10 protein-coding genes are annotated in these 10,155 nt (G+C 72.0%); 3 read left to right on the top strand and 7 right to left on the bottom strand.

Annotated features, from left to right (window positions below; all coding sequences use genetic code 11):
• Positions 1–224: rhodanese-like domain-containing protein (locus tag DKL51_RS34065; RefSeq protein WP_260428773.1), on the bottom strand; the 224-nt coding region annotated here is incomplete at its 3' end.
• Positions 225–322: 98 nt separating this feature from the next.
• Between DKL51_RS34065 and DKL51_RS34060 the strand changes: the two genes are divergently transcribed.
• Positions 323–1,009, top strand: a complete 687-nt coding sequence (locus tag DKL51_RS34060) for an iron-dependent transcriptional repressor DtxR (protein ID WP_109947521.1) — start codon at positions 323–325, stop codon at positions 1,007–1,009.
• A gap of 13 nt (positions 1,010–1,022) precedes the next feature.
• On the opposite strand, the gene DKL51_RS34055 is transcribed toward DKL51_RS34060, so the two are convergent.
• The 4 genes from DKL51_RS34055 to DKL51_RS34040 all read right to left on the bottom strand — a co-directional run bounded on the left by DKL51_RS34055 (position 1,023) and on the right by DKL51_RS34040 (position 3,650).
• The gene (locus DKL51_RS34055; RefSeq protein ID WP_124813294.1) at positions 1,023–1,571 is read right to left on the bottom strand and encodes a hypothetical protein; all 549 of its coding nucleotides are present in this window, start codon (positions 1,569–1,571) and stop codon (positions 1,023–1,025) included.
• Between the two features lie 84 nt (positions 1,572–1,655).
• Entirely contained in the window at positions 1,656–1,898 is a 243-nt protein-coding gene (locus DKL51_RS34050; protein ID WP_109947517.1) for a DUF5522 domain-containing protein, read from the bottom strand.
• A 121-nt stretch (positions 1,899–2,019) separates the two neighbouring features.
• Positions 2,020–3,003 (bottom strand): asparaginase, encoded by a 984-nt coding sequence (locus DKL51_RS34045; protein ID WP_124813292.1) that lies wholly within the window; start codon positions 3,001–3,003, stop codon positions 2,020–2,022.
• Entirely contained in the window at positions 3,000–3,650 is a 651-nt protein-coding gene (locus DKL51_RS34040) for a class I SAM-dependent DNA methyltransferase (protein ID WP_260428772.1), read from the bottom strand. The genes DKL51_RS34045 and DKL51_RS34040 overlap by 4 nt, the downstream gene beginning before the upstream one ends.
• Before the next feature lie 170 nt (positions 3,651–3,820).
• Between DKL51_RS34040 and DKL51_RS34035 the strand changes: the two genes are divergently transcribed.
• Entirely contained in the window at positions 3,821–5,086 is a 1,266-nt protein-coding gene (locus DKL51_RS34035; RefSeq protein WP_124813290.1) for an MFS transporter, read from the top strand.
• 290 nt (positions 5,087–5,376) lie between these two features.
• On the opposite strand, the gene DKL51_RS34030 is transcribed toward DKL51_RS34035, so the two are convergent.
• Positions 5,377–8,280: a vitamin B12-dependent ribonucleotide reductase gene (locus DKL51_RS34030; RefSeq protein WP_124813288.1), complete on the bottom strand. Its 2,904-nt coding sequence runs from the start codon at positions 8,278–8,280 to the stop codon at positions 5,377–5,379.
• Positions 8,281–8,313: 33 nt separating this feature from the next.
• Complete coding sequence (gene nrdR / locus DKL51_RS34025; protein WP_109947512.1) at positions 8,314–8,814, bottom strand: transcriptional regulator NrdR; 501 nt, start codon at positions 8,812–8,814, stop codon at positions 8,314–8,316.
• Positions 8,815–9,347: 533 nt separating this feature from the next.
• On the opposite strand from nrdR, the gene lexA reads away from it, so the two are divergent.
• The gene (lexA, locus tag DKL51_RS34020; protein ID WP_109947511.1) at positions 9,348–10,130 is read left to right on the top strand and encodes a transcriptional repressor LexA; all 783 of its coding nucleotides are present in this window, start codon (positions 9,348–9,350) and stop codon (positions 10,128–10,130) included.
• The last annotated feature ends 25 nt before the right edge of the window (positions 10,131–10,155 follow it).

The following is a 10,155-nucleotide window of genomic DNA, read 5'->3' as shown; positions in this document are numbered from 1 at the left end:
GCGGGGTCGGGCAGCGGATGCCGGCCGGCGGCCCCGGGCCGGCCGCAGAGCTCGGTGTCCAGGTCGATGAAGACCGCGCCGGGCAGGTGACCGGCGGCGTAGTCGTCCCGGCCGGGCGGGCCGACGAGCCGCCAGCGGACGTCGAGCAGGGTGGGCGGATCGGGGCGGTCGAGCTCGGCGGCGAGCTGGTCGGCGTCGACCAGCAGCTCCTCGGTTCCGGACATGCGGTCCAGTCAACACCATCCAGGCAGTCACCTCGCGGTTCGCCGGCCGTCGATTGTTTCAGCTGCGCGGTAGCATCGACCACCGGGAGGCCGCTGACGTGAAGCATGACCTGGTCGATACGACCGAGATGTACCTGCGCACCATCCTCGAGCTGGAGGAGGAGGGGGTGCCGCCGCTGCGCGCCCGGATCGCCGAGCGGCTGCGCCAGAGCGGCCCCACCGTCAGCCAGACCGTCGCCCGGATGGAGCGGGACGGCCTGCTCACCGTCGAGGGCGACCGGCACCTGTCGCTCACCCAGCTCGGCCGCGGCACCGCCGTGTCGGTGATGCGCAAGCACCGCCTGGCCGAGCTGCTGCTGGTCAACGTGATCGGGATGCCCTACGAGGAGGCCCACGAGGAGGCCTGCCGGTGGGAGCACGTGATGAGCGACGCGGTGGAGAAGCGGGTCTACGACCTGCTCAACCGCCCGACCCGCTCGCCGTACGGGAACCCGATCCCCGGCCTGGAGGAGCTGGGCAGCCCGGAGCAGCCCGACACCGAAGGGGCCGAGGCCGAGCGCAACCTGGCCTTCCCCGGCCTCTCCGGTCAGGTCGTGGTCCGGCGGATCTGCGAGAGCGTGCAGACCGACGCGGACGTGCTGCGTCAGCTGCACGCCGCGGGTGTCGACCCGGGTGCCACAGTGACCGTGGCCCAGGAGCGCGACGGCGTCTCGATCGACCGCTCCGGCGACCGGATCCGGCTGCCCCGCGAGGTCGCCTCCCGGGTGTTCGTCGCCGCCCACTGACTCCCCCGGCGGCTCACATCCGCCGGGTGTCGATCGCCTTCGCCAGGTTGACCAGTTTGCCGGCGACCGCTTCGGCGGTCGCCTTGTCGGTGCCGCGTGGGCAGGTCCACCGCAGGGTGGCCAGCCGGCCCTCGGTGGCGAGCCAGCCCACCTCGGCCGACGGGCCGACCTTGGCGGTCTTGGGCAGCGTCCGGAGGTAGGCGATCTTGCCGAGCTTGCTGACCTTCTTCGCCCCGTCGGGCAGCACGTCCATCGTAAAGGTGGACTTGTCGATCGAGGTCTCGGTGACCGTGAGGGTCAGCTCCGGCAGGATCGCCCGCTCGGCCCGGACCACGCAGGTGTGGGTGTCCCCGCGCTCGCTGGCCGCCGCCACGTCGAACCGGCCGCCGGTGTGCTTGGCGATCACCGCGAAGTCCAGCAGTCGGCAGGCGCCCCCGGAGGAGGCGGCCGCCACCTCGACCGTCACAGGCTCCGCCGCGGGAACCGCCACCGGCCCGGCCTCCGTGGCACAGCCGGCGGTCAGCACCACGGCCACTCCGGCGAGCCAGATCCGCCCGTGCACGCTTGAACCTCCGCCCTCGTCGGCGGATCCCCCGCCGGATGTCCGTCGGACACCGTACGGGCTGCCCCGGTCGGGCGGAAGCCCTCAATCGTCCACATACGGACAGTGCCGGCACCCTCGCCCACAGCAGGTGCCGCGGCGGGCCAGGAAAGCGGCGCTGAGCACGAAGAGCCCCGTCGCCGGGTCGAGGTAGCCCGCCTCGCCGGCGGCCAGGGCGGCCGCGTGCGCGGCGAGGATCCGCGCCCGGTCGGGGTGGTCCGGCGACAGCCGCGACGGGTGCGGCTCGGTCAACGGCCGGTCCGCCAGGGGACGTCGCTCTCCGGTCACCGGGCGAGTCTACGGAGGCGGAACCGGCTCCTCGCCGGGCGCGGGGCACGGTGTGCGGCGGACCGCTGATGTCGCAGCAGCCGGTTCGCCCGGCCGGGGTTCCTCCGCTCACCGGCACCGGTCAGCCGTGCCGGGCGAACGCGTCGGCGATCTCCGCGCGCCCCGCGCCGGCCGCCAGCAGCACCCGCAGCAGCACCCTCGCCTTGTACGGGTCGAGCAGCCCGCCGTTGAGCAGGCCCCGCCGCTGCAGGTCGGTCTCCGAGCCGACCGCGCCGTACGTGTGCCGCAGCACCGCTCCGGCGCCGGTGCGCGAGGTGAGCACCACCGGAATCCGTTCGGCCAGGGCGCCGAGCGCCGGCGCGAAGTCCGGGGGTACGTGGCCGACGCCGAAGCCGGCGACCACCAGCCCCTGCCGACCGCGGGCCACCGCGTCCAGCAGCGCGACGTCGTCGTCCAGGGTCACCGTGTGCAGGGCCACCCGGGTGGTGGCGAGCCGGTCCCGGTCCACCGGGGGCAGCGGGGCGTGCCGAGCCGGCCGGGTCAGCAGCCGTACCTCCCCCTCGATCACGTGCCCGAGCGGGCCGGTGTTGGGCGAGGCGAAGGTGGCCGTGCTCGTGCTGTGCGTCTTGCGAACGAACCGGGCGGCGTGGACCTCGTCGTTGAACACGACCAGGACGCCCAGGTCACGGGCGGCCGGCGCGGCGGCGACCCGGGCGGCGGCGAGCAGGTTCGCCGGACCGTCCGGACCGGCCAGGGTCGGGTTGCGCATCGCGCCGGTGAAGACCAGCGGCGCCGCGTGTGGCCACACCAGGTCGGCCAGGAACGCGGTCTCCTCCAGGGTGTCGGTGCCCTGGCTCACCACCACGCCCGTCGCGCCGGCCGCCACGGCCGCGCCGGCCGCGTCGACCAGGTCCAGGATCTGCCGGTACGTCAGCGCGGCGCTCGGCACCGCCTCCACGTCCCGGACTTCCAGCGGCTCGGCGAGGTCGGCCAGCCCCGGCACGGCGGCGGTGAGCTGCGCGCCGGTCAGCCGGGCGACCACGCCCCCGGGCCCGGCCCCGGCCATCGCGATCGTCCCGCCGAGGGTGAAGAGGGCGACGCTCATCGGGCGGTACCGCTTGGCCGGACCGCCATGATGAACGACTGGGGACCCTTCTCCTGCCCCTCGGCTTCCCGGTCCAACCGGGCCCGCACCTCGAACCCGGCGTCGGCCACCTGCGCGGCGACCCGGTCCGCCGACAGCCAGTGCACGTCGTACGAGACGGTGTGGCCGTACGCCTGCTCGAGGCGGACGCGCCGGTCGCCGGCCTTGAAGCCGAGCAGCAACCGGCCCCCCTTGGCGAGCACCCGGTGGAACTCGGCGAACACCCCGGGCAGCCGCTGCGGCGGCACGTGGATGATCGAGTACCAGGCGACGAGACCGGCGAGGCCGCCGTCGGGCAACGGCAGATCGGTCATCGTCCCGACGTCGAAGCGCAGCCCCGGGTGGTTGCGGCGGGCCACCTCGAGCATCCCGGGTGACAGGTCGATCCCGGAGATGTCCAGTCCCAGGTCGCGCAGGTGGGCGGTGATCCGGCCGGTGCCGCAGCCGACCTCGACGACCGGGCCCGCCCCGCCGACCAGCTCGGCGAAGGCAGCCAGCACGCCCCGGTCCAGCGGCCCCTCCACCACGTCGGGTATGAGCCGGGCGTAGTCGATGGCGACAGTGTCGTAGGCGGCTCGGGTTTCGGTCATCCAGTGCGGTTCCGTCACGCCGGGAAACCCTAGCGGCCGGCGGCGTGGCATACCGTCCCCACACGTTCCCGGCACACATGGAGGCACGGCCGGCCGCCCGGAAATCGGCTGCCCGGCTCGGGGAGCCGCGGATAGGGTGCCCGGGCGCGCGGCCAGCCGGGCGCGCACCCCGACGGACGGCTCGAGCAATGACCCAGCAACTGACGCAGGAGGCGCCGCCCCTGCCCCGCCCCTCGCTCTGGCGCAGCCGGAACTTCCTGCTGCTCTGGGGCGGCCAGACGGTCAGCGAGGTCGGCACCCGGATCTCCGGTGTGACCGTGCCGCTGCTGGCGGCGGCCACCCTGGACGCCACCGTCTTCCAGGTCTCCCTGCTGACCTTCCTGGCCTGGCTGCCGTACCTGCTCTTCTCGCTGCCCGCCGGGATGGTCGCCGACCGGGTCGATCAGCGGCGGCTGATGATCGCCTGCGACCTGGGACGGGCGGCGCTGATGCTGTCGGTCCCGGTGGCGGCGCTGGCCGGCGCGCTCACCCTTCCCTTCCTGTACGTCGTCGTGGGGCTCGGCGGGGTGCTGACCGTGCTCTTCACCGTGGCGTACAAGAGCTGGCTGCCCCGGTTGGTGGCGGATGAGCACCTGCTGGACGGCAACGCGAAGCTCACCATGAGCCAGGATGCCGCCGAGCTCGTCGGGCCGAGCCTCGGCGGCGCGCTGACCGGCCTGGTCGGGGCGGCCCGGACGTTCTGGAGCACCGGGCTCGCCTTCGCGATCAGCGCGGTGACGCTGCTGTTGATCCGGGCGGCACCGGCCGGGCAACCGGCCGACACCGACCGGGTCCCGCTGCGCGCCGCCCTGACCGGCGGGCTCGCCTTCGTCCGCCGGCAGCCGATCCTGCTGAAGATCCTCGCCTGTACCACCACGTCGAACTTCTTCGTGATGGCGACCGGTTCGATCGAGGTCACCTTCATGCTGCGCGAGCTGCACGCCTCGCCGCCGATGGTTGGGCTGGTCTTCTCGGTCAGCGCCGTCGGCGGGCTGCTGGCGGGGGCGACGGCGACGCGGCTGGCCCGCCGGCTCGGCTCGGCCCGGATCATCTGGGTGGCGATGGCCGCGCCCGGACCGCTCTACGCGCTGATGCCGTTGGCCCAGCCGGGGTGGGGCGTGCTGCTCTACGGCGTGGGCCTCGCCGCGTTCTCCGCCAACGCCGTGCTGTTCAACGTGGCGGCCATGTCGTACCGGCAGCGGATCACCCCGCCGGAGCTGCTCGGCCGGGTCAACGCCGCGTTCCTGTGGATCTGTTTCGGGGTGATCCCGCTCGGCGCGCTGCTCGGCGGCGCGCTCGGCAGCCAGCTGGGACTGCGACCGGCGCTGTGGATCTGCGTGCTCGGCACCTGGAGCGCGTCGCTCTTCGTGGTCTGCTCCCCGCTGCGCCGGATGCGCGACTTCCCGCCCGCCTGACCGGAGTCCCGTCTCGACCGATCGTCTGGTGGAAGAGTGGCATCGGGTTGCCTGGCTGGCCGTACCGCTGATCATTCTGGTCGCGGCGCCGCTCACCTGGGCCGGACCCTGACCAGGTACGTCCGGCCGCCCCGCAGGCCCGAACCACCGTCTCCGGGTTCAGCCAGGCGGAGGAACGCCTCGGCCGGCTCTTCCACCACGGCCGGTCGGCCGGCCGGTAACGAGAACCCGGAGAAACCGAAGGGCGGGCGGGCACCCGAGGTGCCCACCCGCCCTGAGCGGTCAGCGGATCAGCTGCAGCCGCTGGTGGAGCCGCAGCCCTCGCAGACGTAGCAGCTACCGGCCGGCCGCATCTTCGTACCGCAGGTGAAGCAGAGCGGCGCGTCGGCGGCCTTGCCGATCACAGCCTCCAGCAGCTCCGTGCTGGAGCCGACGGACGGCGCCGGCTTGGCGGCGGCGACGTCCGCCACCTCCTGCGCCGGCTGGGCGACCGCGCTGACCTTCGGCTCCTCCGGCTTGCTCTCGACTGGGGCGGAGGCGGCCATCGCGGTGAGGTCCGCACCGCTCGCCTCCGCCTCCGCCTCGGCCTGGAGCTGGGCGGCCCGCTCCTTGGCGGTGAAGATGCCCAGCTCCGCGCGGCGCTCGTACGGCAGGAAGTCCAGGGCCAGGCGACGGAAGATGTAGTCCATCACCGAGGCGGCCATCCGCACGTCCGGGTCGTCCGTCATGCCGGCCGGCTCGAAGCGCATGTTGGTGAACTTGCTGACGTACGTCTCCAGCGGGACGCCGTACTGGAGACCGATGGAGATGGCCACCGAGAAGGCGTCCATCACGCCGGCCAGGGTCGAGCCCTGCTTCGACATCTTGAGGAAGACCTCGCCGAGGCCGTCGTCCGGGTAGGACGAGGCGGTGAGGTAGCCCTCGGCGCCGCCGACCGAGAAGGAGATCGTCTGCGACGGACGCTTCTTGGGCAGCCGCTTGCGCACCGGCCGGTACTCGACGACCTTCTGCACCACCGGCTCGACGGCGGCGGTCTGGGTGGTCGCCGGCTCGGCCGCCTTGTTCTTCTTCGCGGCCGACAGCGGCTGGCCGACCTTGCAGTTGTCCCGGTAGATCGCCAGCGCCTTGAGGCCGAGCTTCCAGCCCTCGAAGTAGATCTTCTCGACGTCCTCGACGGTCGCCTGCTCCGGCATGTTGACCGTCTTGGAGATGGCGCCGGAGATGAACGGCTGGACCGCCGCCATCATCCGCACGTGCCCCATCGGCGCGATGGACCGCTCGCCCATGGCGCAGTCGAAGACCGGGTAGTGCTCCGGCTTGAGGCCGGGGGCGTCCACCACGTGGCCGTGGTCGGCGATGTGCTCGACGATCGCCTCGACCTGCTCCTCGGGGTAGCCGAGGCTGCGCAGGGCGCGCGGCACGGTCTGGTTGACGATCTGCATCGAGCCGCCGCCGACCAGCTTCTTGAACTTGACCAGCGCCAGGTCCGGCTCGACGCCGGTGGTGTCGCAGTCCATCATCAGGCCGATGGTGCCGGTCGGGGCGAGCACGCTGGCCTGCGAGTTCCGCCAGCCGAACCTGTCACCGACCTTGTTGCCGAGGGTCCACTGCTTGGTGGCCTCCCGCTGGATGGCGGTGGCCACGGTGCCGGCCGGCTTGATCTCGTCGTTGGCGGCGGCGTGCTTGCGCATGACCCGCTTGTGCGGCTCGGCGTTGCGGGCGTAGCCCTCGTACGGGCCGACGATGCCGGCCAGCTCGGCCGAGCGGCGGTACGCGGTACCGGTCATCAGCGAGGTGATCGCCGCGGCGACCGAACGCCCCTGCTCCGAGTCGTACGGCAGGCCGGTGGCCATCAGCAGCGCGCCCAGGTTGGCGTACCCGATGCCGAGCTGCCGGTAGGCGCGGGTGGTCTCGCCGATCTTCTCGGTCGGGAAGTCGGCGAAGCAGATCGAGATGTCCATCGCGGTGATGACGAACTCGACGGACTTGACGAACTTCTCCACCTCGAAGCCACCGTCGGCGCGGAGGAACTTCATCAGGTTGAGCGAGGCCAGGTTGCACGAGGAGTTGTCCAGGTGCAGGTACTCCGAGCACGGGTTCGACGCGGTGATCCGCCCGGTCTCCGGGCAGGTGTGCCAGTCGTTGATGGTGTCGTCGTACTGCAGGCCGGGGTCGGCGCACTCCCAGGCGGCCTGGGAGATCGTGCGGAACAGCTTCCGGGCGTCGATCGTCTCGATGGTCTGCCCGTCGAGCCGGCCGCGCAGGTCGAAGCCGCCGCCGTTCTCCACCGCGGACATGAACTCGTCGGAGACGCGGACCGAGTTGTTGGCGTTCTGGTACTGGACGCTGACGATGTCGGCGCCGCCCAGGTCCATGTCGAAGCCGGCGTCCCGCAGCGCGCGGATCTTGTCCTCCTCGCGCGCCTTGGTGACCACGAACTCCTCGATGTCCGGGTGGTCCACGTCGAGGATGACCATCTTGGCCGCGCGCCGGGTGGCGCCGCCGGACTTTATGGTCCCCGCGCTCGCGTCCGCGCCGCGCATGAAGCTGACCGGGCCGGAGGCGGTGCCGCCGGAGGAGAGCAGCTCCCGGGAGGAGCGGATCCGGGACAGGTTGACGCCGGAGCCGGAACCGCCCTTGAAGATCAGCCCCTCCTCCTTGTACCAGTCCAGGATGGAGTCCATCGAGTCGTCGACCGACAGGATGAAGCACGCGCTGACCTGCTGCGGCGACGGCGTGCCCACGTTGAACCAGACCGGCGAGTTGAAGCTGAACACCTGGTGCAGCAGCATCCAGGTCAGCTCGTGCGCGAAGATCTCCGCGTCGGCCGGGCTGGCGAAGTAGCCGTACTCCTCACCGGCGGTGCGGTAGGTGCCGACCACCCGGTCGATCAGCTGCCGCAGCGACCACTCCCGCTCCGGGGTCCCCACCGCGCCCCGGAAGTACTTGGTGGTCACGATGTTGGCCGCGTTGACGGACCAGGACTCGGGGAACTCCACCCCGCGCTGCTCGAAGTTGATCGAGCCGTCCCGCCAGTTCGTCATCACGACGTCGCGGCGCTCCCAGGCGACCTCGTCGTAGGGATGCACCCCCTCGGTCGTCCAGACGCGCTCGATCTTCAGCCCCGCCCCGGCCTTGTTCCGTGACTTGCTGGTCGTCACGCCCTCGCCCCCCTCGTCTGCGCGGTCACCCACCGCGCATCCTCAACTGTCAGAAATCCGCAAAACTCAACTGGTACGGCCGGCGGCGTCGAACGCCTCGGCCCCGGCGCCGTCCCGGGCGCGTGCGGCGGCCCGCAGCGTCTCGATCTCGCGCTCGAAGTCGGCGAGCGAGTCGAAGGACCGGTAGACGCTGGCGAAGCGCAGGTAGGCCACCTCGTCCAGGTCGCGCAGCGGCCCCAGGATCGCCAGCCCGACCTCCTGGCTCGGGATCTCAGCGGCCCCCTTGGCGCGGACGGTCTCCTCGACCTTCTGCGCGAGCAGCGCGATCGAGTCGTCGTCGACCGGCCGGCCCTGGCACGCCTTGCGCACCCCGCCGATGATCTTCGTACGGCTGAACGGCTCGGTCACCCCGCTGCGCTTGACCACCGCGAGCACCGCCTCCTCGACGGTGGTGAACCGTTTGCCGCACTCCGGGCAGGATCGCCGCCGCCGGATGAGCTGGCCGTCGTCGGCCTCCCGCGAGTCGACCACTCGGGAGTCGGCATGCCGGCAGTACGGACACCGCATCGCCTGACCTCCTTCATCGACCGCGGGCGCACCGACCTGCTCCCGGGCACGCGTCACCGCGGCGAGACCATCCCTCGATGGCCCCCGCCGGGTCGGCGGTACGGGAGTGCGGTCGGTAGTCGGACCCAACCTGTAGGCGACTTACGCCCGTGTGACTACTACATCTAGGGGTTGACCGTATGCCGTCGCCCAACCGTGGTCAAGTTGAACGGCGTGTCCGGCGCGTCATCAGAATCACCACCCGTCCCACCTCGCCGACGAGCCCAACGGACGACTCTCCGTCGGGTCACGCGGCGCGCCGATAGAACATGCGTTCTAGGGCGACGTACCATTTACCAGAACACGCGTTCGGAAATCCAGGATTTCACCGCGACACGCCGACAACAGGTCGTACAGATGTTTGAAAATGGCCGATCTCACCTATACGGTCAAGAACGACCGGGCCCGGCGTGTCGCGTCGGGCCGGTCGGCAGCACCACCCACACGCACCACGAGCCGCCAAGGCACCCAGCGCCGACCAGGGAGGGACGGACGTGACCGAGGACCGGGCCAGCCGGCAGAAAAACCCGCAGCCGATCGACGGGGCGGGTCCGCCGGCGACCCGACGCCCCCGCGCCGCGCGCAGTCGGGCGGCGGCCGCCGTACGCCCCGTCACCCCCGTGGTGAGCAGCTTTCCCGACCCCGCCACGGTCGACCTGACCGCCCGGCAGCGCCGCATCCTGGAGTTCATCCGCACCTGGGTCGAGCGGCACGGCTACCCGCCGAGCGTCCGGGAGATCGGCGAGGCGGTCGGCCTGGTCTCCCCGTCCAGCGTCGCTTACCAGCTCAAGGAGCTGGAGAAGAAGGGCTTCCTGCGGCGCGACCCGAACCGCCCCCGCGCGGTGGACGTCCGCGCCCCCAGCGACGTGCTCGACGACGAGGCGGCCCGGGCGCAGCGCCCCGCCCCGGCGTACGTGCCGATGCTCGGCCGGATCGCCGCCGGTGGCCCGATCCTCGCCGAGCAGGCGGTGGAGGACATCTTCCCCCTGCCCCGCGAGCTGGTCGGTGAGGGCGAGGTCTTCATGCTCCAGGTCAAGGGCGACTCGATGCTCGACGCGGCGATCTGCGACGGCGACTGGGTGGTGGTCCGCCAGCAGCCGACCGCCGAGGTGGGCGACATCGTCGCGGCCATGCTCGACGGCGAGGCGACTGTGAAGACCTACCGGCGGCGCGACGGCCACGTCTGGCTGATGCCGCAGAACCCGGCCTTCGACCCGATCCCCGGCGACGACGCCACCATCATGGGGCGGGTCGTCGCGGTGCTGCGCCGGATCTGACGATGCCCGAACCGGGTGACCGCCG

The organism is Micromonospora globispora, from assembly GCF_003857015.1.
GTDB lineage: Bacteria > Actinomycetota > Actinomycetes > Mycobacteriales > Micromonosporaceae > Micromonospora > Micromonospora globispora.
Note: the sequence above shows the minus strand (reverse complement) of the source record. Positions and strands in the feature narration are given on the sequence as shown.